The sequence below is a fragment of the Bdellovibrio sp. BIS2 genome (assembly GCF_055398295.1).
This window is the reverse complement of sequence record NZ_AP035879.1, coordinates 2,918,259-2,940,384: the sequence shown is the minus strand read 5'-3', so window position 1 is coordinate 2,940,384 and position 22,126 is coordinate 2,918,259. Positions and strand designations below refer to the sequence as shown.

Below are 22,126 nucleotides of genomic sequence, written 5' to 3'. Positions count from 1 at the left end.
CGTGGGTCAGAAGGTTAATCCAATTGGTCTAAGAGTCGGTGTTATCAGAACTTGGGATTCTCGCTGGTATGCGAAGGGTCAACAATATTTTGAAAATCTCCACGAAGACATCCGTTTGAGAAAGTTCCTTAAGGACAAACTTAAGAACGCGGGTGTTGCGAAAATTGAAATGGAACGTGCTGCGAAGAAGATTAAAATCATCATCTCCACAGCTCGCCCAGGTGTTGTTATTGGTAAAAAAGGTAGTGGTATTGACGCTCTTAAAGCGGAAGTTCAAAAACTTACACCCAACGAAGTTTTCCTGAGCATCCAAGAAGTGCGCAAACCAGACCTCGATGCTCAGCTCGTTGCTGAGAGCATTGCTCAACAACTTGAGAAACGTATCTCTTGGAGAAGAGCTCTTAAAAAATCTATTGCAGCTGCGATCAAAGGCGGCGTGAGAGGTATCAAGATCCGTGTTTCCGGTCGTCTTGATGGTGCAGAGATTGCCCGTTCTGAGTGGTACAATGAGAAGAGCGTTCCTCTTCATACATTGCGCGCTGATATCGACTACGGTACAGCAGAAGCTCTAACAGCATACGGTATCATCGGCCTGAAAGTATGGATCTATAAAGGCGATATCTTATCTGCTCGCGAAGTTGAGGAGGCAGGTCGTGTTAAGTCCTAAAAGAGTAAAATGGCGTAAACAATTTGTAGGCCGCGCTACTGGTTTTGCAGTAAGAGGCGCTAACCTTGATTTCGGAGACTACGGTCTTCAAGCAATCGAGGAAGGTCGTCTGACTGCTCGTCAGTTGGAAGCTGGTCGTATCGCTATCTCCCGTTCTGTTAAGCGTGGTGGTAAAATCTGGTGCCGTGTGTTCCCGAACATCCCGGTAACTAAAAAGCCTGCTGAAACTCGTATGGGTAGCGGTAAAGGTAACCCGGAACTATGGGTTGCTCGTGTTCTTCCTGGAAAAGTTCTTTTCGAAATGAACGGTGTGACTCGTGAGCAAGCTAAAGAAGCTTTCGAACGTGCAGCTCACAAACTTCCTTTCAAAACTCGTTTCTTGGTAAGGGAGTAGTTGTATGAAGTTTGTAGAGATCAAAGATCTTTCTGTAGCTGAATTGAAAAAGAAAAGAGCAGCTCTTTCTGAAGAGTTGTTCCAGGCGCGTATCAAGAATTCCATTGGGCAGCTTTCTAACCCAGTGCAAATCCGCGGTCTTCGCCGTGACATCGCTAAAATCAACACAGCGATTGTAAAAAAAGTGGCGAGATAGAGGTAGGACATGACTGAAACTAATTCTAGAGGACGTAAAATTGAAGTCGTAGGTGAAGTTATCAGTGACAAGATGGATAAAACCATCTCTGTCCTCATCTACCGCATGGTTAAACATGCCAAGTACGGTAAGTATGTTAAGAAGACATCTGTTTTCAAGGCTCATGACGAAAAAAACCAAGCTAAAGTTGGTGACATCGTTAAGATCCGTGAAACTCGTCCTCTGAGCAAAACTAAACGTTGGGCTTTGGCTGAAGTCGTAGAAACGGCAAAGGCGTAGGAGACTGTTATGATTCAAATGCAAACCAGACTGAATGTAGCAGACAACTCCGGCGCAAAAGAAGTTATGTGCGTTAAGGTTCTTGGTGGTTCTAAACGTCGTGTAGCATCCATCGGTGATGTTATCGTTGTTTCCATCAAAGAAGCTCTGCCAAATGCAAAAGTAAAAAAAGGTGACGTGGCGAAAGCCGTAGTTGTTAGAACTGTTGCTAAACTTCGTCGTCCAGACGGATCTTACATCCGCTTCGATGACAACTCTGCAGTTCTTATCAATGCGTCTAAAGAACCAATCGGAACACGTATCTTTGGCCCAGTTGCCAGAGAGTTGAGAGCAAAGTCTTTCGTTAAGATCGTATCTTTGGCTCCGGAAGTTCTATAAGGGGTGATGAGATGAATCGCTTACATACAAGATATAATAAAGAGATCGCTCCCGCTCTGAAGAACCAATTGGGAGTTAAAAACGTGATGCAAGTGCCTCGCCTGGAGAAAATCACTCTGAGCGTGTGCTTGAGCGAAGCTGTTCAGAATCCAAAAATCTTGAACACTGTGGTTGATGAAATCACAGCGATCACTGGACAAAAAGCTGTTATCACTAAAGCAAAGAAAGCTATCTCCAACTTTAAGTTGCGTGCTGGCATCCCATTGGGTGTTCGCGTGACTTTGAGAAGAGAAAAAATGTGGTCCTTCATGGATCGTTTGAACACGCTGGCACTACCTCGCGTACGTGACTTCCGTGGCTTGCCTAACAAAGGTTTCGACGGTCGTGGTAACTACAACATGGGCTTGAAAGAGCAGATCGTGTTCCCTGAGATCAACTACGATAAAGTAGACAAGACTCGTGGTATGAACATCACTATCTGTACAACTGCGAAGAACGATACTGAAGGCAGAGCGTTGCTTGAAGCGCTTGGTATGCCTTTCAGAAAATAAGAGGTGTCACTTGGCTCGTAAAGCAAGCATTGAAAAAAATAATAAAAGAAAAGCTCTTGCTGCTAAGTATGGTCAATACAGAGCAGAATTGAGAGCTAAAGCTGTTGATATGAAGCTTTCTGACGAAGAAAGAGCAACTGCACGCACTAAGCTGCAAGCTCTTCCTCGTGACACAAACCCAAACCGCACAATCACACGTTGTGAAATTTCTGGTCGCCCTCGTGGTAACTACAGAAAATTCGGTTTGTCTCGTATTGCGTTCAGACAATTGGCCCTTGACGGTAAATTGCCTGGCGTAACGAAAGCCAGCTGGTAAGAGGTTCAGAATGGATACAATTTCTCAGTTCCTTACAATGATCAGAAACGCTGGAGCAGCAAAACACGAAAAAGTGGATATGCCTGCTTCTAAAGTGAGAGCTGGTATTGCTCAGATCTTGGTAAACGAAGGCTTCATCAGAAGCTTTAAAGTTGCTAAAGACAGCAAACAAGGCATCATGCGTGTTTATTTGAAGTATGACGAAGCTGGTGGCCACGCGATCAATAATATTGACCGTGTTAGCCGTCCTGGCCGTCGCGTTTATGTTAAATCTGACAAGATTCCAACTGTTCGTTCTGGTATGGGCATGTCCATCATCAGCACAAGCAAAGGAATCATGAGCGGTAAGCAAGCTACAGAGCAAAAACTCGGTGGCGAATTGCTTGCGACACTTTGGTAGGTGAATCATGTCTCGTATTGGAAAAGCACCCGTTGTTTTTGATAACACAGTACAAGTGAGCGTTACACCTGCTAACGAAGTAGTCGTTAAAGGTGCGAAAAGCTCTTTGAAAATCGGTATGAAACCAAATGTTTCCGCGAAAATCGACGGCAACAAAGTGGTTTTGACTCCGAACGATGAAACTAAAGAAAGCCGCGCGATGCACGGTCTTTACAGAGCACTTATCCAGAACGCAGTTACTGGCGTTACTAAGGGCTTCACTAAAGGTCTGGAGCTTCAAGGGGTTGGATATCGTGCAAACGTTGCAGGTAAAAAGTTGGAGCTTTCTTTGGGCTTCTCTCACCCTGTAATCTTCGATATCCCAGAAGGTATTGAAATTAAAGTTGATAAGCAAACACAGTTGTCTATCACTGGTCCAAGTAAAGAGCTTGTTGGTCAAGTTGCGGCGAAAATCCGCTCCTTCCGTCCACCAGAGCCATACCTGGGCAAAGGTGTTCGTTACACTGGTGAGCAGATCAGACGTAAAGCCGGTAAGTCTGCTGGTAAATAATTGAGGTAAAGTATGAAATTGAAATTTAGTAAGCATACAAGCGAAAGAAAAGTAAATCGCCTCAAGAAGAAGATCAGAATCCGCAAGACTGTTAAAGGGACTGCGGAAAGACCTCGTCTTTGCGTATTCAGAAGCGGTAAGCATGTTTACGCTCAAATCATCAATGACGTAGACGGCAACACTCTAGTGGCTGTTTCTTCTCTTGGTAAAGAGGACAAATCCGGTATCGAAATGGCGAAACTTGTTGGTATCGAAGCAGCTAAAGCAGCTACTGCGAAAAACATCAAAGACGTTGTTTTCGACAGAAACGGTTACCTCTATCATGGACGTGTTAAATCTCTTGCTGACGGCGCTCGTGAGGGCGGCCTGAATTTCTAAGGAGTGATGTGTGGAGAAAGTTCAAGCTCAAGCAGCTGAATTAGAAGAGCGTGTAGTCGCGATCAACCGTGTAACAAAAGTTGTTAAGGGTGGTCGTCGCTTCTCTTTCGCAGCTCTAGTAGTTGTGGGTAACAAAGCTGGTGATGTTGGATTCGGTTCCGGCAAAGCTGGTGAAGTTCCAGAAGCAATCGGTAAAGCAAGCAGATCCGCTAAAAAATCTGCTAAATCTGTAGCTTTGAAGGAAGGTCGTACGATCCCTCACGAAGTTATCGGTAGATTTGGTGCAGCTAAGGTTATCATGAAGCCAGCTGCTCCAGGTACTGGTGTCATCGCGGGTGGTGCGGTACGTGCCGTTCTTGAATCTGTAGGTGTAAAAGACATTCTTACTAAGTGTGTTGGTACTCGTAACCCGCACAACGCTGTAAGAGCAACAATCGACGGCTTGAAGCAGTTGAAACAACAGCTTTAATTCGCGGACTGGTGGCAAAAATGGCTAAAACATTCGTAGTAACTTTGAAAAGATCAACTATCAAATGCACGCAGGATCAAAAGGACGCAGTTCGCGTTCTTGGTCTTAAGAAACTTCACCAAACTGTTGAAGTGAAAGATTCTGCTGCGGCACGTGGTAATATCATGAAAGTTCAACATCTTCTTGATGTTGAAGTTAAGGGGTAATCATGAGCTTGCTTAAAACATTGGCACCTAAGGCAGGATCCAAGCATGCTCCAAAAAGAATCGGTCGTGGTATCGGTTCTGGCATGGGCGGCACTTCTACCAAAGGTCACAAGGGTCAATTGGCTCGCACAGGCGGGACAGTGCGTCGTGGCTTCGAGGGTGGTCAAACACCTATGCACCGTCGTCTTCCTAAGTTTGGTTTCAGCAACGTAGCTTTCGCAAACAACTTTGAGATTGTAAACGTTGGCCAACTTGCTAAATTTTCTGGAGAAGTCACTCCTGAATCTCTACACGCTGCTGGACTTATTTCCAAAGGCGCTGTTAAGATTTTGGGAAATGGCGAGCTTAAAACAGCTTTGACTGTAAAAGCTCATAAATTCTCAGAAAGCGCTAAGAAAGCTATTGAAGCTGCTGGCGGCAAAGTCGAGGTAATTAAGTAGTGTCTGCAATTGAGAGCATCGCAAAAAATTCTGATCTTCGTAAGCGCATCTTGTTCACATTGGCCCTTTTGGCCATCTACAGAATTGGTGTACACGTTCCGACTCCTGGAGTAGACGGATCTGCGGTGCTCTCTTTTTTCCAGGCTCAAAGCCGTGGAATTTTTGGCCTATTTAATACCTTCACAGGTGGAGCTCTTTCCCAGTTCAGTATCTTTGCACTGGGAATCATGCCTTACATCTCCTCTTCCATCATCTTCCAACTTTTGACTTCTGCGATCCCGTATCTGGAAGCTCTTAAGAAAGAAGGGGAGCAAGGTCGTCGTAAAATCAACCAGTACACTCGTTATGCGACGGTGGCTTTGGCGATTATCCAAGGTTACGGTATCAGCACGTGGTTGATGAACTCCACAAGCCCGGATGGACATCCTTTGGTGATCGCTCCAACTGTGGCATTCCTTCCATTCCAAATCATGACTATCATCACATTGACAGCAGGTACCTGCTTTATCATGTGGTTGGGTGAGCAGATCACAGAGCGTGGTATCGGTAACGGTACTTCCCTGATCATCTTCACTGGTATCGCTGCTGCGATCCCTGGTGGTGCTCAACAGCTTTGGGAGCTTGTTCGCACAGGCGAAATGCGTTTTGCATTGGTTCTTTTGTTGGTTGCCTTTATGGTGGCGATCATCGCAGCCGTTATCTATATGGAAGTGGCTCAGCGTAGAATCACAGTTCAGTACTCTCAAAGACAGGGCGGTGGCGGCATGCAATCCATGCAGACTCCGACCTCTCATCTTCCTATCAAACTTAATATCTCTGGTGTGATCCCGCCAATCTTCGCGAGCTCTTTGTTGATGTTCCCGGCGACAATGGCTCAATTCGTGAACACGCCTTGGTTGAAGGCCCTTCAGGATTCTTTGAATCCTTCCGGTACTATCTTCAACATCATGTTCGTGGCTTTGATTGTCTTCTTCTCCTTCTTCTACACAGAGATCGTATTCAATCCGAACGACGTGGCAGACAACCTGAAAAAATACGGTGGTTTCGTTCCTGGCGTTCGTGCTGGTAAATCCACTGCAGACTACATCCAAAGAGTTTTGGAACGCGTAAACGTAGTAGGTTGTATCTACCTTTGTACTATTTGTATTCTTCCAGGCATCATGGTGAACCAGTTCAACGTTCCGTTCCACTTTGGTGGTACTAGCTTGTTGATCTTGGTGGGTGTTGCTTTGGACACTGCTCAACAGATCCAGTCTCATATGATCACTCAGAAATATGAGGGCTTCCTTAAGGGTGCTAAGATCCGTAGCAGAAGGGTTCAGTTCTAATGAACTTGATCCTGTTTGGTGCCCCGGGGGCCGGTAAAGGTACGCAGTCTGAGCTTTTGATTAAACGCCAGGGAATGACACAGATCAGCACTGGCGATCTATTCAGGGCAGCCATTAAAGGGCAGACGGACCTCGGCAAAAAAGCCCAGGAATTTATGGATAAAGGTCAGCTAGTGCCAGATAGCATCGTTATCGGCATGGTTGAAGAAGTTCTCCAAAAAGGCATCCAAAACTTTATTTTAGATGGTTTCCCTAGAACTGTGGCTCAGGCCCAGGCTCTAGATGAATTACTTGTAAAAATGAATCTATCCATCGGGAAGGCGATCTTCCTTGAAGTTCCCATGAGAATCCTGATGGACAGGCTGACTGGCAGACGCGTTTGTAAAAATTGCGGCGCTGTCTATCATATAGTCAGTAAGCCCTCCAAAGTAGAGGGCAAATGTGATTTGTGCGGTGGTGAGGTCATTCAACGGAATGATGACAAGGCAGAGGTTATTGAGACCCGCCTGAAGACTTATGAAGAGTTCACAAGCCCCCTAAAAGAGTTTTATAAAAAATCAGGCAAATATACTGAAGTGGACGGAAATAGGGACACCGAAGAAGTCTATAAAGAGATCGAAAAAATAATAAAATAGACGGCTGTATTATTTTTATCTCTAGACTTTGTGTTTTTTCGGTGTTAGCGTGCCGGACCGCATTCGTGTTTTTGCTGGAATTTTCACTTTTTTAATAAAAGTGGAAACTATAAGCGTATGGGAAGACATTATGAAAGTAAGACCATCAGTTAAGGCTATCTGTAACAAGTGTAAAGTTATTAAAAGAAAAGGCGTTATTCGCGTTATCTGCGAGAACCCTAAACATAAGCAAAGGCAGGGTTAATCATGGCACGTATCCTTGGTGTCGACTTACCTAGAAATAAGCGCGTTGAAATCGCATTGACTTATATTTACGGCATCGGCCGTCCTCGTGCTGCTATGATCTGCAAGCAAGTTGGTATTCCTTCTGAACTAAGAACTGAAGGCCTGACTGACGAGCACATTGCTAAAATCCGTAGCATCGTTGAAGCTAACTTCAAAGTAGAAGGTGACTTGCGCCGTGAAATCGGTCAGTCCATCAAACGTTTGATGGATCTGAACTGCTTCCGTGGTATCCGCCACCGTAAAGGCTTGCCTGTTCGTGGTCAGAACACTCGTTCTAACGCACGTACTCGCAAAGGTCCTAAGAAGACGGTAGCTAACAAGAAAAAAGCCGTATAATTGAGGTTGCGTAAATGAACACTGATAAAAAAGCTGTTACAAAGAAAAAAGTAAAAAGAAACGTTCCTCAAGGGAACTGCTACATCCAAGCTGGGTTCGGTAACGTTATCGTAACGATGACTGATCCAACCGGTGCTACCGTGTCCTGGTCCTCTGCAGGTCACCTCGGTTTCAAAGGAAGCCGTAAAGGTACTCCATTTGCAGCTCAAGTCGCGGCAGAAGACGCTGCAAAGAAAGCTATGGAAGCAGGCATGAAATCTGTGGACGTTTACTTGAAAGGACCAGGCGCTGGTCGTGAGCCTGCAATTCGTGCATTGGCTGCTACTGGAATGAGAATCTTGTCTCTTAAAGACGTGACTCCAGTTCCTCACAACGGTTGCCGTCCACCTAAGCGTAGAAGAATCTAAGGAGTATATCGTGAGCTGCATTAACGAAAGCGTTTGTAAGCTTTGCCGTCGCGAAAACGTGAAACTTTTCTTGAAGGGTGACCGTTGTTACACAGATAAGTGTTCTTTCGAAAGAAGACCTTATCCTCCAGGACAACATGGTCAATCTCGTTTGAAGTTCTCTGAATTTGCGCTTCAATTGCGTGAAAAACAGAAAGCCAAGAGATACTATGGCGTTTCTGAGAAACAATTTGTGAAATATGTTGGAGAAGCCAACCGTGCAAAAGAATTGACCGGTCATGCGCTTCTGAAATTCCTCGAGACTCGCCTTGATAACGTTGTGTACACTTTGGGGTACGCAAATTCTCGTCGCGAAGCAAGACAGCTTGTTAAGCACAACCATTTCCTGTTGAATGGTAAAAGAGCTAACATCCCAAGCATTCTTGTGAATAAAGGCGATGTTATTCAAGTTGCTGAATCAAGCCGCGAAATGGCTAAGATCCAGTCTGCTATCCAAGCGGTAGCTAGACGCTCTGTGCCAGCATGGCTTGAAGCCGATCATGCTAAGTTCACTGGAACTGTTAAAGATCTTCCGAATCGTGAAGACGTAGCAGTTGCTGTTGAAGAGAACATGATCGTTGAATACTACTCAAGATAATTTTACCTCTCGGGGGAGCTATGCAAGAGCACTATTATAAGTTTTGGAGAGAAATGATCAAACCAAAGGGATTTGAGGTTGATCGTGATTCTCTTCGTGATGACTACGCTAAATTCATTATCCGTCCCCTTGAAAGAGGGTTTGGCGTTACCTTGGGTAACTCCCTAAGAAGAATTCTTCTTAGCTCCATGATGGGTTCTGCAATTACAGCTGTTAAGTTCGAAGGCGTATTGCACGAGTTCACTACGATCCCAGATGTTCTTGAGGACGTCACTGACATCATCCTGAACCTCAAAGAAGTGCGCTTTAAACAGTACACTGCAGATTCTTTGACTTTGAAGATCTCCAAAAAAGGTCCAGGCAAAGTAACTGCAGCGGACATCCAAACTACCGATAAGATCGAGGTTTTGAACCCAGATCTTCCAATCGCTACTTTGGGCGCGAACGCAAACTTCAACGCGGAAATCGTTGTAAGTTTCGGTCGTGGTTATGTACCAGTTGAAAACAGAGAAACTGATCTGCCAGTTGGCTTTATCGGCGTTGACGCTCTTTACAGCCCAATCAGAAAAGTGAACTACAATGTTTCCAACGCGCGTGTTGGTCAAAGAACTGACTACGATGCATTGACTCTTGAAGTTTGGACAGACGGTTCTTTGAAGCCAGAAGAAGCAGTAGCTCTTTCTTCCAAAATCATGAAAGAACAACTGCAAATCTTCCTGACTTTCGACGAGACTATGGAGCCTGCAGAAGAAGCACGCGAGCTTGGTTCTCCAACTCTGAACGAGAACTTGTTCCGTTCTGTTGACGACCTTGAGCTTTCTGTTCGTTCTGCGAACTGCTTGAAGAACGCTAACATCCGCTACATCGGCGAGTTGGTAGTACGTTCTGAAGCTGAAATGCTTAAGACTAAAAACTTCGGCCGTAAATCTTTGAATGAAATCAAAGAAATTCTGGGCGAAATGGGATTGGGTCTTGGCATGAAGATCGAAGGCTGGCCACCGGCTGGTTGGGATCCAAGTCAACCTCCTCAAAAGAGAGAGACTCAACAGTAATCTAAAATAGACACCAAGAACGGTGTTTGAACACGCGGCCCTGCGGGGCTGCGAGGGCACGGAGCCCTGAAAAGTAACACTCTAACCAAATAAACCCAGAGTGTTCTATCGTGCTGATACCTGATACGGTCAGCCCGTTTAACCGGAGAATAAAATGAGTTCACACAGAAGAAGAGTAAAACATTTCGATCGTAAATCTGGCCCAAGAAAAGCTTTGTTGAGAGGTCTTGTGACTTCTTTGATCGAGCACGGCCGTATCACTACAACTGTTGACCGTGCTAAAGAAGTACGTCGCCACGTTGAAAAAGCGATCACTTTGGGTAAAAAAGGTGACTTGGCTACAACTCGTTTGTTGCTTTCTCGTTACCCTAACAAAGAAGCGGTTGCTACAATCGTTAAGGATCTTGCTCCACGTTTCAAAACACGTCCTGGTGGTTACACTCGTATCATCAAGATCGGTCGTCGCCCAGGTGACACTGCTGAAATGGCATTCCTTGAGTTCGTAGACTACGATTTCGAAGCTAAAACAGCTGACACTGCAGAGAAATCTGAAAAGTCCGCTAAAACTGCGAAAGCTACAAAAGCTCCAGCTAAAAAAGCTGTAGCAAAAAAAGCTTCCACTAAAGCAGTAGCAGCGAAGAAGAAAGCTGTTAAAAAGGCTCAGAAGAAAGACAGAGCAGCATCTGCAGCTCGCGCTTAATTCCGGGATCTGATTAAGGTCTTCAAAAAAAGGCTCAAGGAAACTTGGGCCTTTTTTATTTTCAGCGTCCTTCGTTTTATCCTTCAGAACTCTCGGACCTCTCACTGGCTTTGCGAACCGCTCTCGCCATTTATCACCAGTGCGTCTTGCCATCCCGGACGACAATCTTTACCTTGGATACTCAGTTCCTTGCTGGAAGGGGAGTCCCATGAAACAACACCTTAAAGCCTTCGGTATCGTCTTTATTCTGGCAGCAGCCGGTTTGTGGGCCTACACCCAGTTCTTTGCCAGCAAGCTGAACCAAACCACCTCAGATTACGCCACGATTGAAGCCATGGAAAAAGAAGGCGTTCCTAACTTTGTGACCAAGGATCTGGACGGAAAGGCTGTCGAGCTTGAAGCCTTTAAGGGTAAAGTGGTTATTCTGAACTTCTGGGCGTCCTGGTGCGGACCTTGTATCGAGGAAGTCCCTTCCCTGGTCAAGCTGATCAAGGAATTCAAAGGCGACGTACAACTTATCGCAGTTTCTGGTGACAGCAGTCGTAATGACATCGATGTCTTTATGAAGTCCTTCCCCGAAATGAAGGGCGCTAATATCCATATCGTCTATGATGAAGACCGCTCTTTGATGAAACGGTTCCAGGTGGCGCGCCTGCCGGAATCCCTGGTGCTGGGCACGGACCACAAGCTGGTTAAAAAAGTTGTGGGATCCATCGAGTGGTTCAATAAAGACTCGGTATCCTATATCCAGGGCTTATTAACGACGAAGCCTGCTCAGTAAGGGTAAAGTAAAAAGCCGCTCGAGAGAGCGGCTTTTTTCGTTTAAAGGCTTGAAGAAGCGCGCGCAGACAGGTCTGCTTGCTTGGGCGCGCGCAAACAAGTTTGCTTGAGCGCGCGGCGACGTCGTCGCCTTGCTATGGAATCCCCTCTACGCAGTCGTATTGCAGGTCAATCTTGGTTCCTTCGATCAAAGCATAAGTGAATTTCAAAATGCTCTTCTCGACTTTGTAGTTCAGGATGTTCAAGCCGTCGATGCTGACCTTCAAGGTTTCCGGAACCGGTTCGCATTCCAAAGTCAGATTGGAAAGCGAGTTCACGATCTTGTCCTTGAACGTGTTCAAGTTGGCACTGTAGTCGGAATCACAGATGCTTCCCACGCCTCCATCGCTCAGTCTGGAGGCCTCTTCGTAGAAGTAGCCTGCGTGGCTTGGAGAAGTGTCTTTATCCTGTTCGGCCTCGCAAGCGGTGTCGCCGGGTTTCACGATGATCGAACTGAATGTGAAGCGCACATCCGGGCCGAAGACGTTTTTGGATTTAGCCACCAGATTGGCAGGCATGTCGGATGCCTCCATCGGTAACAGCACGCCGGCGGCATCATTTGCTTTCACACGGGAAGCCACGCCCCCCACAGAGCGCTCGTCCTCATCGGAAATCACGATCACAGAAATCGCGGCGCCCGGGCGATAGCATCCATGGGAACCTGCGGCTTCAAAATGGTCATGGGCGGCTTTGATTGCACGCTCATCCCCGGAGCTGCCGCCCCCAATGGTCAGGGCATCAATCGTGGAATTAAAAATCGTATTCAGGTTGGCAGTCCCTTTTCTCAGGATATAGGCCGGAGACCCACCAGCGGGTGTATAGTTGGCCCAATTGTAGGGGGTGCCATAGACCAGGGAGCCGCCAGAAGAAACGCCTCTGGTGGTCGTCAGGCACATTTGCCAGTCGATATTGCTGGCATCCAGCGAGCTTACGAACGTGCCCATGCGGGCTGCGAGCTTTCTAAGCTCGGGAAGCATCGAATTGGAATCATCCAGCACAAACAGGAAGTCGACCTGTTTGTTGCCGTAAGCCACGACCTCGCTGGTCGAGATGGTTTTGCTGGGAGTGGTCGGCGGAGTGACCGCGGTGGTGTCCTGCTCAGGGACCGGCGCAAAATTCATTTTCGCGCAACCCGCAGAGAGGGTTCCAATCACACAACCTAAAACTGCTAAATGTGTTTTGAACGATGCTTTCATACCTACCTCATCGTCAAGGCTAGCATGAAAGTAAATGCTTAAAACAGAGGCAAAGTGAAAAAGTGAGGAAAATTGATAAGTAAAAACAGTAAGTTACGAGTTACCGTCGAAGATCTTTACAGGACCATGCTGAAAAATTAGACAAAAAAAGACACCCTTTTTGAGGGTGTCTTTTGCGTTGTCAGAAAATTTGAAATCTTAAAGTCCGAATCTTTTCTTCAATTCATCAACAGCTTTCTGGCCTTCTTTTTCAAGCTGCTTCTTGCCTTGGTTTTCGGCGTCTTTTTTCGCCTGATTCACGCGGGCTTCGGCTTGTTTTTTCTGCTCGTTCAACTGGGTCTCGGCTTTTTTGATTTCCTTGTCCAGATCACCGCGCAGTTTGTTGATTTCGGCTTCCACGCGGGCGCGCTGTTTGCCGATCTCTTCATTGACGTAGGCCTCGATTTTCTTGCGGGCTTCGTCAATCTTGGCCTGGATCTGCTTTTCGAATCCTTTTTGCAGCTCAGGTCCCAAGTTGGAGTTGATAAACAAAGGAACATTCGGGAACGTGCCCTGACCGTCCACGGTCAGCGTCACCACCGGGATTCCGGCAAAGACCGCCTTCAGAATCTGGTCGGCAATCTCGTTCTTGGATCCGACGGCGTATTCGATCTGGGTGAACTTGTTATCCATGTTCACCGTGATGTTCTTCAGACCCACAAGCTTGCCTTCGATACCGATGCTGCCTTTGGCCTTGTTAAAGGCAATCTGCACATCAGGGGACTGCACCAGTTCTTTGCCTTCGATCGAGTAGGAATCCACCTTGAAGCGATAGTCCACGATGCTGTCAGGCTTGGTGTTATCCAATGACAGGCGCACCAGGAAGCCCATGATTTCCTTGGACGGGAAGTCCCCGGACAAAGAGGCTACGGTCGGCTTGCCGATCAGCTTCTGGTGGGTGGTGATATCCAGGATTTCACCTTTGATGTTCCCGGCATCCGGAGTCAGACCCGCTTGAGAGCTGACTGCCGTGCGTTTGATCCAAACCAGTGGATAAGAATTCGGACGACCGAATTCATAGCTGATTCCGTTTTCACGCGGATGTGGTTGAAGAGGAATATCTTCCGGATCTTTTTCTTTTTTATTCAGCAGGTTGGGCGGAATGTATTTTTCGGCCATGGCCTTGTAGCGGAAGAATTTGGCTTTGTACGGTCCCAAATAGCGATTGAAGATCGCCATCGACATGGACTTGGCATCCAGCTTTGGAATGCGGAAGTGCTGCTCAAGACTTTTGATGTCGGTCTTGACCTGCTTTTCGATTTCTTTGTACTGGGCCTCAAGCGCTTTCAGATCTTTTTGCAGATCATTGCTTGCGCCCTGCACTTGTTTGTACATGGCATCGCCATCTTTAAAGACTTTATCCAGTTCCTGCAGGGAAGACTGCAGTTCCTGCGGAGTTTTAAAGTCCTTATACTTGATGCTGTTCAAGCGCTTGTTCAAAGCCTCGATGTCCTTACCTTGTGGCAGGGACTTCATGCGCGCATCCCAGGCGGCTTGTTTGGCTTTCAGGTCTTTTTCGAAGTTTTCCAGCATTGCTTTGGATGGCAATGAATCCTGCAGCTTTTGCAGTTGCACGTTGGCGTCAGTGCCCGTCAGCATCGCGATCACGTCACCCAGAACGTTGTCACCAGCTTGTTGCTGGGCTTCGCTGATGGCTTGTTCTTTCAGTTTGTCAGCAAGTCCTGGTTCGTTGGACACCGGCTCGGGCGGAGCCACGCGGCCCGGGCGGGCACGCTTCACACCAAAGGCGATCTGCTCAACGGCCGCTTCATTCACCACCACTTTGGCGCGCAACAAAGCATCCCACAGCATCGAGAAACGGATGTCGCCGATGTTCAAAGAGTTGTGGGTCGGCTTTTCTGCGTCAGTGACTTCGATGCCCTGAATGCGCAGGCTGGCGTTGAAGAAACTGGTTTCGACTTTGGCGATGTTCACTTCGGCGCCGACAGCTTTGTAACCGGCCCATTCCATGCCCTTACGCAGGTGAGAGTCGAAGAAGAAGTGGAAATACAATCCAATCACCGCACAGATGATCACAAACGGAATGATGGCTTCCCAGCGGATCGGGCCTTTTTCTTTTTTCTTTTTTACGGGTGTTGTTTCAGGTGTTGTCATGTGCTGTGTGTCCTAGCCGTAAAGGTTGTCGTAAGTGCAGTACCAGTTGTAAAGCTTGGTCGCGGTGAAGGCTTTCCAGAACTTCGTGCCTTTGAATCTTGCCACCACCGTCGCGCGATATTTCAGGATCAGCGCTTTGAAGGCAAAAAACGCAAACGGCAAAAGCAGGATGGAAACAATCATGGATCCCATCACGATGCTGTTGTTGAAGCGGGTCATTGGCACCAGCGGCATGTTGTACATGGTGGTGAACAGCGGTTTCAGACTTTCGTTTTCGAGCACGGCTTTACCCAGGTGGTGAGCCGGTCCGTCAAACATGAAGGCCACGAACTTGAAAAAGAACGCCGACAGGAAGGCGGCACCAATCTGCACGCGGAAAATAAAGATAATCGCAAAGACCACAAAAGTCTGAATGGAAATAAACGGGGAAAACCCCAGGATCAGTCCCAGCGACAGGCCGGAGGCCAATTGGTTGGTTCCGGTGTCCGAGTTGAGGAGTTTTAGAAAATTAAAAATCTGCTTCAGTAAGGCCGTCATGGATTTCCTCCTGCAGGAATTTTAATAAGCATAAATGCAAGGCGGCAAGTAGAAACCCGAGGACACAAGGGGCGGTTTGTCGTAAACTGGGCCCCTATGTCACATCCCCTGGAACTTTTGATTGTTGAAACAGTTCAGTTGGGCGGCAGTCTGGTCTTTATTGCGGATCAGAATCCGGCCACATTGTCGCAATGGCAGCAGCCATTGGTGCAGGACTTTGCCGGGGAGATTCCTTTCGTCACGCGCACGGCGCAGGATCTGCGGGCACAAAAGTATGTCACACGCCCTGAAGATCTGGTTATTTTCCAGTCCAACCAAAAATCGATCCTGTCTTCCCTGGATGCCGTTCTGAATGGCCAGCGTCTGTTGGTGGGGGATGAAGTTTCACCGGCGGAGTCCCATCAGTGGGACTATGCTTTTGCGGATTTAAGCCTGCACAAGTGGCAGTTGATTTTGCAAAGTTTAAAAGCGCACTGGGGGCAATGGTCTGCCTTGCAGGGTTTGGATGGCGAACACGGGGCAGGCTGTCTGTTCCTGGATCGCGATGATGTTGTGGTTAAGAATGTTCCCTATAACAAAGACCCCGAAGCCGTTCAGTTGCTTCCGGGAATTTGTGAATTGATTAACAGCGCTCATGCGCAGTCCTATTGGGTGGCACTGGTGACAAACCAGTCCGGTTTGGGGCGAGGCTGGATCAGTTGGTCCCAGTATCAGTCCGTGCATCAGCGCATGATGCAGCTTTTGGCCCAGCAGGGGGCGTGGATTGACGACTGTGAGTGGTCGGCGTTTATCGACGAAGCGGGCAGTCCGCGCGGCCGTTTGCTGGCGGGCCTTCGCAAACCTCGTAACGGTATGTTGCTGAAGGTGAACAACAAGCTGCGTGTGAACATGGCGAAATCTGTGATGGTCGGAGATAGTGCTTCTGATTTGAAAGCGGCTTTTGCCGCCGGGGTCGGACGTCTTTACCTGCTGGCTTCAGAAAAAACTGATAAGGAAGTCAAATCCCTGCAGGCGCATCAGTCCGCATACTCTGGTTTTAAGTTTACAGTTTTGGAAAAACTCTCGGACCTGAAGCTTTAATTTAGCCCAGGTCTTCCAGTGTGGAGGCGTCCACGCGTTCTTTGATGCGCAGATAGAAGAAAGCGCCCAGCAAGCTCACTACGAAATTGGTCACTTGGAAGGCCGTGATCACAGTTGGTCCCACCTCGGATGTGCTTCCGTTGTAGATATTAAACAGGAAATAGAAAGCCGCCTGACCCACGCCAACCCCTGCCGGGGAAATTGGGATGGCTGTCGCCATATAGCCCAGTGGTGCCACCAGGAAATAGGTTTTGGCAGCCACTTCAGAATAGCCTGCGGCATTGCCCGCGATGATCAAAAACACGATCGAGCAGCCCTGGGACAGCAGGCTTAGAAGCAGCACCAGCATGAAGCGTTTTCCGTCTTTGCCATAAAGATGCATGCTTTCATAAAGCTTCATGAATTTTTCAGACAAAGGCAGTTTGTTGATCACACGCTTTAGCAGCGAGGTCTTGTAGATCTGCGGGGAAAAGATCAAAGCCAAAGCAATCACAAACGCAAAGAACAGCGCCAGAATAAACCAGAACAGCGTCGTCAGGGCCGGGATGGTCATGATGTGGTTCAGGTCATAAAGCATCACCAGCAGTGCCAATAGCACCATGGCAAACAGGCCCAGAACCCGGTCCATCAGGACGCTGGTCACGGCAATGACTTTTGATCCGGGATTGGCACGGGTGAAATAGTAAGCCTTGATGACATCGCCACCGACCCCGCCGGGCATGGCAAAGTTAAAGAACGAGCCGATCAGGCTGAGTTTGAAGACTTTCAGAGGGCCGGCATTCATTCCTTGAGAGCGAATCAGGGTGCGCCATCTTTCGCTGGCCAGGAACAGGTTCAGCAAAACCAAAAGCAGTGCCACAGACGCCGTGGTCGGCGTCAGCAGGTTTTTAAGGGCAGAGAAGTTCAGTTTTCCGGATTGGATCAGCCAGTAAATGATGCCGGCTGAAAAAAGAATCTTAAAGGACTGAACCAAAAGCTTTTTGGTGTGTTTAACCATGGGGATTGTCTTACTTGAAATCAGCTCAGAACACTACCTCGAAGTACGGGTGTGCAAAGATTTAGGGGGCTTAAATTCGATTTGAGCAGGGCTTTTAAGCAGCTAAAAAGCCTCAGTTTTTTGACGAATTGAGCCATTGTAAGGTCTTAATTACTCAGAAACTGGCTTTGATGATATAGATTGAGGACTGATTTCGGAGGTAGTTTTGATACCGGTTATATTATCGGGAGGAAGCGGAACACGATTGTGGCCCGTATCCCGTCAGCAGATGCCCAAACAATTTTGCGACATTTTCGGGGAGCCTTTACAGACTCTGACCCTGAAAAGATGTTTGCGTATGGGAAGCCCCTGGATTGTCACCTCCAAGGCCCTGCAGACACTGACCGAACTGAATCTGAAAACCAACCAAGGCGAAGCTGTTAAGGCCAACCAAGGCGAAGCCGTTAAGGTTGTCTACGAACCTGTGGGCAAAAACACCGCACCTGCCGTGGCGGCTTTGTGCAAGCTTTTACTGGATCAGGGGAAGGGCGATGAAATCGTCGGAGTCTTCCCCTCGGATCATCTGATCACCAAAGAAGATGCGTTCCTGAAGGTTGTGGAATTTGCTTCTGCAGTGGCGAAAGAAAACCGTGTGGTCACTTTGGGGATCACTCCGTCTTATCCGGAAACTGGATATGGCTATATTCAAACTAAAACGGCGAGCCTGAAAGAAAGCGGGGCGCTGAAAGCGTACTCCGTGGTGAAGTTCCATGAAAAGCCGGATCTGAAGAAAGCGGAAGAGTTTTTGGCACAAGGTGGATTCAGTTGGAATGCCGGGATCTTTGTTTTCAAAGTGTCTCATATGGCAAGCCTGTTTGAAAAACATCAGCCGGCGATGTGGGCGCAAATTTCTGCCTTGAAAGCAGATGCCTCCAATTTGGGTGATATCTATGCTCAGGTGCAAAGCATTTCCATTGACTATGCGATCATGGAAAAGCTCAGCGAATCTGAACTGGCTTGCGTGCCAGCGGACTTTGGCTGGAGTGACGTGGGCTCTTGGGATGCCGTGGCTGCTTTGCAAAAGGGGCAGGACATTATCAACGTCAAAGGAAAGGACAATTTCGTCTTTGGTGAGCCGACCAAAAATTATTCTATGATCGGCTTGGAAGACGTGATTGTCGTGGACACCAAGGACGCCTTGATGCTGGTTAAAAAAGGCCAGTCCCAGGATGTGCGCCATGTAGTTGAGACTTTGACTCAGGCAAAGTCCCCGCTGGTGAAAGAGCATGTCTTTGAATACCGCCCTTGGGGTTATTTTGAAATCCTGAAGGACACAGAGAACTTTAAGTCCAAAGTCATCCGCGTAAACCCGCATTCCCAGTTGTCCTATCAGTCCCACGCCAAACGTGAGGAACACTGGACGATCACTCAAGGGTCGGGCGAGGTGGTTCTGAATGACCAGGTGATCCCGGTGAAGGCCGGCAGTCACATTCATATTCCACTGGGTGCGAAGCATCGCATGCGCAACAACTCCAGCGAGATGCTGGAATTCGTGGAGGTTCAATTGGGAACCTACTTCGGAGAAGACGACATCGTTCGTTACCAGGACGACTATTCAAGAAATTAGATATTGGAAATTTGAGTTTGGATTTGCGAAAAAAGAAAGGGCTGCGTTTGCAGCCCTTTTTGTTTTCTAGTCTCTGGATTCTTCCAGCGGTACGGATAGAACTTCTGCGTTTCCGGTTGGCAGGCCGCTTGTGGAAGGGGCTGCGGTTGGGTTCTTACGAACGCTTTCTTCTTCCTCAGGAAGATCGATGTCTTCCTCATCCACGTGCTCTTGCACGACTTGCAGAGTGGGGTCTTTCTGTGTGCTGGCTGTCAGGTCTTTGTGATATGCGTAAACCAAACCGCCTTCTTTGAAGTTGTTCAGCATTCTTTTGATGATACCCGGAGCAACTGCCGGGCAACCCCAGCTGCGACCCAGACGGCCCTGGCTTTTTACGTAGTCTTCAGAAACGTAGTTCGCGGCGTGCACGACAATGTCGCGTTCAGCGGCGTTGCTGTTGGAAGCTTCCAGACCATACAGATTCAAAGATTCGCCGTGACCACCATAGTAAGTATTGCCGCCCAGGTACAGCCCCAGGGAAGACATCTTGGAGCCATCGATGTTCGAGAATTTCGCCGCCACGTTCACGCCAGAGCCCTTGCCGTGTGCAACAAAGTGCTTGGTCACGGCGCCAGTCTGCATGTTCATGATGTAAAGGCGTCTTTCACTGGAGGGTTTTGAGAAATCAATAATGGCGATAAAGTCCGATTTGATGGTGACCTCGCGAGTGCTCATGTAGGTCTTTTCGCGACCACGGATTTTCGCTTTCATTTTAACGGTTTTACCCGCATTGACATCCAGGAATTCGAAAGTTCTTTGCAAAGCCGGCTCAGGAACGCCTTGTTTCTTAAACATGTCGTAAATGCGCACGTCTTTGATTTTCTTGTCATACAGGCTGTCAGCATAACTCTGGATGCTGGCAAGGGTGATGATAAGGGCGGCCACAAGTTTCTTCATGCTTTCCAACTTTCAATTACGTGAGGATTCAATAATTCCACGAACTTTCCTTACAAGGCATGTGCCAGCTTTTTTGCCTGCTTTAGTGTCCTAATTTTGAGCTGAATGCGGGGGCGGTGCCGCGAAAAGTCCCCTTGTACAGAAAATCGACGCCCGTTCGCCGACGTTCCGGAATAGCCCCTTTTTCCCTGCTCTTAGGCAGTTTTTGGGGTTCTGAATTGAGCTTTTTCACTGGGTGACTTTAATAATAACCAAACACGACTCTTACAAGGAGCTTATATGAAATTTGTGGTTATACTGGGTGCGATGTTGCTTTCACTGAGTGCTTTGGCGGCCAAGACCTATCAGGTGACGGGCCCGATCGTGGAGCTTTCTGATTCTCGCATCATTGTTCAAAAAGGCAGTGACCGCTGGGAGATTGAAAGAAACCCGAACACTAAAGTGACGGGTGATCTGAAGGTCGGTCAGAAGGTGACGATTGAATACACGATGGCGGCAGACACTGTGGAAGTGAAAAGCGAAGGCAAAAAAAAGTAACTTCTTGTGGTTTCTTAAAGGGCTGAAATCTAGTTGATGAATTCTTAATTCTAATGCGTTGGAATGCTGTTGTGTGAGGTGGGGAGCCTCGGATAAACCCTGATGTTGGTCAACAACAACAGGGGGTTCGCCATGGCGGCACTCAAAAAGGTTCTGATTTCAGCCTTTATTACTGGTCACATCGTGATGATGATCACAGCGGCACTGCCGGATCGCAGTGCCGTCGGGGACCGCATCCTGCAGGCCCTGTCGCCTTATCAAGTTTTCTTCGGATTGGATCAGCCCTGGAGCATGTTTGCTCCCAATCCTGCATCAGTAAATTCTTACTTAACTGCGACAATCACATTCAAAGATGGCTCGACCGAACAGTGGACCTTCCCGAGGGCTTCGCAGTTGGACAGCTGGGACCGTTTCACAGCGGGTGAACGCTATCGCAAGTATCAGCAGGATAATCTTCTGCCGATGGAAAAATCAGAACTGTGGTTTGATTTGTCCCGTTATGTGGCGCGCGAAGTGGCCAAGTTGGAACAACTGGGTCGCAAGCGTGAGTTTGAACAGCTATATTTCTATCGTCACACCAATACTGTACAGCCGCCGACCCAGGTGTTTATACCGCATGGACAGATGAGCACGGCCTACACCAGCGAAAGTGTTTTCCACTTTAAACCCACCGGAGGACCTCGTTATGAAGCTAACAACTCTCACTAGTGGATTGAATGAATTTTTCTTTAAGCCCCAGCCGGTGCATACCGTGGCGTTGCTGCGAGTATTGTTCGGAGTCGTTTTGCTGATCAATTGGTTTATGGTGTGGAGCCATCTGGACACGTTCTGGGGAGTTGAAGGGATCTTCTCTTTGGAAAGCGCTTTAAAGATGGGGAGCGCCTTCCGCTTTAGTTTGTTTGAACTGTTACCACCGGATCCGCGGGTGCCGGCGCTGCTGGCCCTGGTTCATTTGGGGGCGGTGATCGGGGTGCTATTCGGGCTTTTCACCCGCACCTCCATTGCGGTGGCATTTTTCACGCTGATTTCGTTTCATAACCGCAACGTCTTTGTTCTGAACAGCTCTGACATTGTGATCCGCAATTTTCTGTTTTTGTTGTTCCTGACTCCTTGTGGGGACTGGTTGTCGGTGGATCGCTGGTGGCAGGTGCGACGGGGGCTGGCGCCGGAAGAACCGGTGGATAAAGCGCCATGGGGGCTGCGTTTGATGCAGATTCAGTTCAGTATCATCTATATTGCGACAGTGATGTTCAAGATGAAAGGGCCATTGTGGGCGGATGGTACAGCGGTGTATATAGCGACCCGGTTGGATGAGTTTGTGCGCATGCCTCTGGAGTTGTTGAATAGCCTGCTGGTCATCAAGTTTTTGACTTGGTCGACCCTGGCGGTTGAGCTGGCTTTGGGCACCCTGGTGTGGATCAAAGAGCTTCGGTACTGGGTGCTGCTGGCTGGAGTCGGCCTGCATCTGGGAATTGAGCTTTCGATGAATATTCCGATGTTTGAATGGATCATGATTATAGTGATGATCTGCATGGTGGACCCAGAAGATATGAAAGACTGGCTGACACTGGCGAAAGAGGGAAGGTTGTTTTCAAGTATTTTGTCCTGGAGACCGCCGATACTGGCCAAAGTTAAATAAATAAAAAAGCCGCTGGTGACA

32 protein-coding genes are annotated in these 22,126 nt (G+C 47.9%); 27 read left to right on the top strand and 5 right to left on the bottom strand.

What is annotated here, in order from left to right; all coding sequences use genetic code 11:
* Nucleotide 1: 1 nt before the first annotated feature.
* From rpsC to ACZ520_RS13980, 22 genes are all read left to right on the top strand, one after another.
* Entirely contained in the window at nt 2-667 is a 666-nt protein-coding gene (rpsC, locus tag ACZ520_RS14085; protein WP_088564469.1) for a 30S ribosomal protein S3, read from the top strand.
* Nucleotides 654-1,061: a 50S ribosomal protein L16 gene (gene rplP / locus ACZ520_RS14080; protein WP_041577922.1), complete on the top strand. Its 408-nt coding sequence runs from the start codon at nt 654-656 to the stop codon at nt 1,059-1,061. Before rpsC ends, rplP begins: the two co-directional genes overlap by 14 nt.
* A 4-nt stretch (nt 1,062-1,065) precedes the next feature.
* Nucleotides 1,066-1,257, top strand: coding sequence for a 50S ribosomal protein L29 (rpmC, locus tag ACZ520_RS14075; protein ID WP_011165344.1), 192 nt, complete (start codon nt 1,066-1,068; stop codon nt 1,255-1,257).
* Nucleotides 1,258-1,266: 9 nt separating this feature from the next.
* Nucleotides 1,267-1,536: a 30S ribosomal protein S17 gene (gene rpsQ, locus ACZ520_RS14070; protein ID WP_041577921.1), complete on the top strand. Its 270-nt coding sequence runs from the start codon at nt 1,267-1,269 to the stop codon at nt 1,534-1,536.
* A gap of 9 nt (nt 1,537-1,545) precedes the next feature.
* Nucleotides 1,546-1,914 (top strand): 50S ribosomal protein L14, encoded by a 369-nt coding sequence (rplN, locus tag ACZ520_RS14065; RefSeq protein ID WP_011165342.1) that lies wholly within the window; start codon nt 1,546-1,548, stop codon nt 1,912-1,914.
* Between the two features lie 11 nt (nt 1,915-1,925).
* Nucleotides 1,926-2,465 carry a 50S ribosomal protein L5 gene (gene rplE, locus ACZ520_RS14060; RefSeq protein WP_011165341.1) on the top strand — a complete coding sequence of 180 codons (540 nt, stop codon included), beginning with the start codon at nt 1,926-1,928 and terminating at the stop codon, nt 2,463-2,465.
* Nucleotides 2,466-2,475: 10 nt separating this feature from the next.
* Complete coding sequence (gene rpsN, locus ACZ520_RS14055) at nt 2,476-2,781, top strand: 30S ribosomal protein S14 (RefSeq protein ID WP_088564470.1); 306 nt, start codon at nt 2,476-2,478, stop codon at nt 2,779-2,781.
* A gap of 10 nt (nt 2,782-2,791) precedes the next feature.
* Nucleotides 2,792-3,181: a 30S ribosomal protein S8 gene (gene rpsH / locus ACZ520_RS14050; protein WP_011165340.1), complete on the top strand. Its 390-nt coding sequence runs from the start codon at nt 2,792-2,794 to the stop codon at nt 3,179-3,181.
* A gap of 7 nt (nt 3,182-3,188) precedes the next feature.
* Nucleotides 3,189-3,731 carry a 50S ribosomal protein L6 gene (gene rplF / locus ACZ520_RS14045; RefSeq protein WP_416480131.1) on the top strand — a complete coding sequence of 181 codons (543 nt, stop codon included), beginning with the start codon at nt 3,189-3,191 and terminating at the stop codon, nt 3,729-3,731.
* 12 nt (nt 3,732-3,743) lie between these two features.
* Nucleotides 3,744-4,109, top strand: coding sequence for a 50S ribosomal protein L18 (gene rplR, locus ACZ520_RS14040; protein WP_088564472.1), 366 nt, complete (start codon nt 3,744-3,746; stop codon nt 4,107-4,109).
* Nucleotides 4,110-4,119: 10 nt separating this feature from the next.
* Nucleotides 4,120-4,578: a 30S ribosomal protein S5 gene (gene rpsE, locus ACZ520_RS14035; RefSeq protein WP_041577917.1), complete on the top strand. Its 459-nt coding sequence runs from the start codon at nt 4,120-4,122 to the stop codon at nt 4,576-4,578.
* Nucleotides 4,579-4,598: 20 nt separating this feature from the next.
* A complete protein-coding gene (gene rpmD / locus ACZ520_RS14030; protein WP_232469151.1) occupies nt 4,599-4,784 on the top strand; it encodes a 50S ribosomal protein L30 in 186 nt (61 codons plus the stop codon).
* 2 nt (nt 4,785-4,786) lie between these two features.
* Nucleotides 4,787-5,224 (top strand): 50S ribosomal protein L15, encoded by a 438-nt coding sequence (rplO, locus tag ACZ520_RS14025; protein WP_088564474.1) that lies wholly within the window; start codon nt 4,787-4,789, stop codon nt 5,222-5,224.
* Entirely contained in the window at nt 5,224-6,552 is a 1,329-nt protein-coding gene (secY, locus tag ACZ520_RS14020) for a preprotein translocase subunit SecY (protein ID WP_088564475.1), read from the top strand. The genes rplO and secY overlap by 1 nt, the downstream gene beginning before the upstream one ends.
* Nucleotides 6,552-7,187 (top strand): adenylate kinase, encoded by a 636-nt coding sequence (locus ACZ520_RS14015; protein WP_088564476.1) that lies wholly within the window; start codon nt 6,552-6,554, stop codon nt 7,185-7,187. Before secY ends, ACZ520_RS14015 begins: the two co-directional genes overlap by 1 nt.
* A gap of 130 nt (nt 7,188-7,317) precedes the next feature.
* Nucleotides 7,318-7,431, top strand: a complete 114-nt coding sequence (rpmJ, locus tag ACZ520_RS14010; protein ID WP_011165332.1) for a 50S ribosomal protein L36 — start codon at nt 7,318-7,320, stop codon at nt 7,429-7,431.
* Nucleotides 7,432-7,433: 2 nt separating this feature from the next.
* Entirely contained in the window at nt 7,434-7,808 is a 375-nt protein-coding gene (rpsM, locus tag ACZ520_RS14005; RefSeq protein ID WP_011165331.1) for a 30S ribosomal protein S13, read from the top strand.
* Between the two features lie 14 nt (nt 7,809-7,822).
* Nucleotides 7,823-8,215 carry a 30S ribosomal protein S11 gene (gene rpsK, locus ACZ520_RS14000; RefSeq protein WP_011165330.1) on the top strand — a complete coding sequence of 131 codons (393 nt, stop codon included), beginning with the start codon at nt 7,823-7,825 and terminating at the stop codon, nt 8,213-8,215.
* 10 nt (nt 8,216-8,225) lie between these two features.
* On the top strand, nt 8,226-8,852 hold the full coding sequence (gene rpsD, locus ACZ520_RS13995; protein ID WP_011165329.1) for a 30S ribosomal protein S4: 627 nt from the start codon (nt 8,226-8,228) through the stop codon (nt 8,850-8,852).
* Nucleotides 8,853-8,872: 20 nt separating this feature from the next.
* Nucleotides 8,873-9,904 carry a DNA-directed RNA polymerase subunit alpha gene (locus ACZ520_RS13990; protein WP_038448232.1) on the top strand — a complete coding sequence of 344 codons (1,032 nt, stop codon included), beginning with the start codon at nt 8,873-8,875 and terminating at the stop codon, nt 9,902-9,904.
* A gap of 154 nt (nt 9,905-10,058) precedes the next feature.
* Nucleotides 10,059-10,604 carry a 50S ribosomal protein L17 gene (gene rplQ / locus ACZ520_RS13985; RefSeq protein ID WP_417865086.1) on the top strand — a complete coding sequence of 182 codons (546 nt, stop codon included), beginning with the start codon at nt 10,059-10,061 and terminating at the stop codon, nt 10,602-10,604.
* 208 nt (nt 10,605-10,812) lie between these two features.
* Nucleotides 10,813-11,385, top strand: a complete 573-nt coding sequence (locus tag ACZ520_RS13980) for a TlpA disulfide reductase family protein (protein ID WP_088564478.1) — start codon at nt 10,813-10,815, stop codon at nt 11,383-11,385.
* 133 nt (nt 11,386-11,518) lie between these two features.
* On the opposite strand, the gene ACZ520_RS13975 is transcribed toward ACZ520_RS13980, so the two are convergent.
* The 3 genes from ACZ520_RS13975 to ACZ520_RS13965 all read right to left on the bottom strand — a co-directional run bounded on the left by ACZ520_RS13975 (nt 11,519) and on the right by ACZ520_RS13965 (nt 15,310).
* A complete protein-coding gene (locus ACZ520_RS13975; protein ID WP_464126167.1) occupies nt 11,519-12,619 on the bottom strand; it encodes a hypothetical protein in 1,101 nt (366 codons plus the stop codon).
* A gap of 198 nt (nt 12,620-12,817) precedes the next feature.
* On the bottom strand, nt 12,818-14,773 hold the full coding sequence (locus ACZ520_RS13970; RefSeq protein WP_464126165.1) for a TIGR03545 family protein: 1,956 nt from the start codon (nt 14,771-14,773) through the stop codon (nt 12,818-12,820).
* 12 nt (nt 14,774-14,785) lie between these two features.
* Nucleotides 14,786-15,310 carry a DUF2062 domain-containing protein gene (locus ACZ520_RS13965; RefSeq protein WP_088564481.1) on the bottom strand — a complete coding sequence of 175 codons (525 nt, stop codon included), beginning with the start codon at nt 15,308-15,310 and terminating at the stop codon, nt 14,786-14,788.
* A gap of 96 nt (nt 15,311-15,406) precedes the next feature.
* Between ACZ520_RS13965 and ACZ520_RS13960 the strand changes: the two genes are divergently transcribed.
* Nucleotides 15,407-16,390 carry a D-glycero-alpha-D-manno-heptose-1,7-bisphosphate 7-phosphatase gene (locus tag ACZ520_RS13960; protein ID WP_088564482.1) on the top strand — a complete coding sequence of 328 codons (984 nt, stop codon included), beginning with the start codon at nt 15,407-15,409 and terminating at the stop codon, nt 16,388-16,390.
* A 1-nt stretch (nt 16,391) separates the two neighbouring features.
* Here the strand turns inward: ACZ520_RS13960 and ACZ520_RS13955 are convergent, their stop codons facing one another.
* Complete coding sequence (locus ACZ520_RS13955) at nt 16,392-17,387, bottom strand: lysylphosphatidylglycerol synthase transmembrane domain-containing protein (protein ID WP_088564483.1); 996 nt, start codon at nt 17,385-17,387, stop codon at nt 16,392-16,394.
* Between the two features lie 205 nt (nt 17,388-17,592).
* On the opposite strand from ACZ520_RS13955, the gene ACZ520_RS13950 reads away from it, so the two are divergent.
* A complete protein-coding gene (locus ACZ520_RS13950; protein WP_417868355.1) occupies nt 17,593-18,993 on the top strand; it encodes a mannose-1-phosphate guanylyltransferase/mannose-6-phosphate isomerase in 1,401 nt (466 codons plus the stop codon).
* A gap of 66 nt (nt 18,994-19,059) precedes the next feature.
* Here ACZ520_RS13950 and ACZ520_RS13945 read toward each other — a convergent pair whose 3' ends face one another.
* Nucleotides 19,060-19,929 carry a murein L,D-transpeptidase catalytic domain family protein gene (locus tag ACZ520_RS13945; protein WP_374030957.1) on the bottom strand — a complete coding sequence of 290 codons (870 nt, stop codon included), beginning with the start codon at nt 19,927-19,929 and terminating at the stop codon, nt 19,060-19,062.
* 279 nt (nt 19,930-20,208) lie between these two features.
* Here ACZ520_RS13945 and ACZ520_RS13940 point away from each other — a divergent pair, with 279 nt between their 5' ends.
* The 3 genes from ACZ520_RS13940 to ACZ520_RS13930 all read left to right on the top strand — a co-directional run bounded on the left by ACZ520_RS13940 (nt 20,209) and on the right by ACZ520_RS13930 (nt 22,105).
* Nucleotides 20,209-20,466: a hypothetical protein gene (locus tag ACZ520_RS13940; protein WP_088564486.1), complete on the top strand. Its 258-nt coding sequence runs from the start codon at nt 20,209-20,211 to the stop codon at nt 20,464-20,466.
* A 132-nt stretch (nt 20,467-20,598) separates the two neighbouring features.
* Nucleotides 20,599-21,174 (top strand): hypothetical protein, encoded by a 576-nt coding sequence (locus tag ACZ520_RS13935; protein ID WP_232469159.1) that lies wholly within the window; start codon nt 20,599-20,601, stop codon nt 21,172-21,174.
* Nucleotides 21,152-22,105 carry an HTTM domain-containing protein gene (locus ACZ520_RS13930; protein ID WP_464126160.1) on the top strand — a complete coding sequence of 318 codons (954 nt, stop codon included), beginning with the start codon at nt 21,152-21,154 and terminating at the stop codon, nt 22,103-22,105. The genes ACZ520_RS13935 and ACZ520_RS13930 overlap by 23 nt, the downstream gene beginning before the upstream one ends.
* The last annotated feature ends 21 nt before the right edge of the window (nt 22,106-22,126 follow it).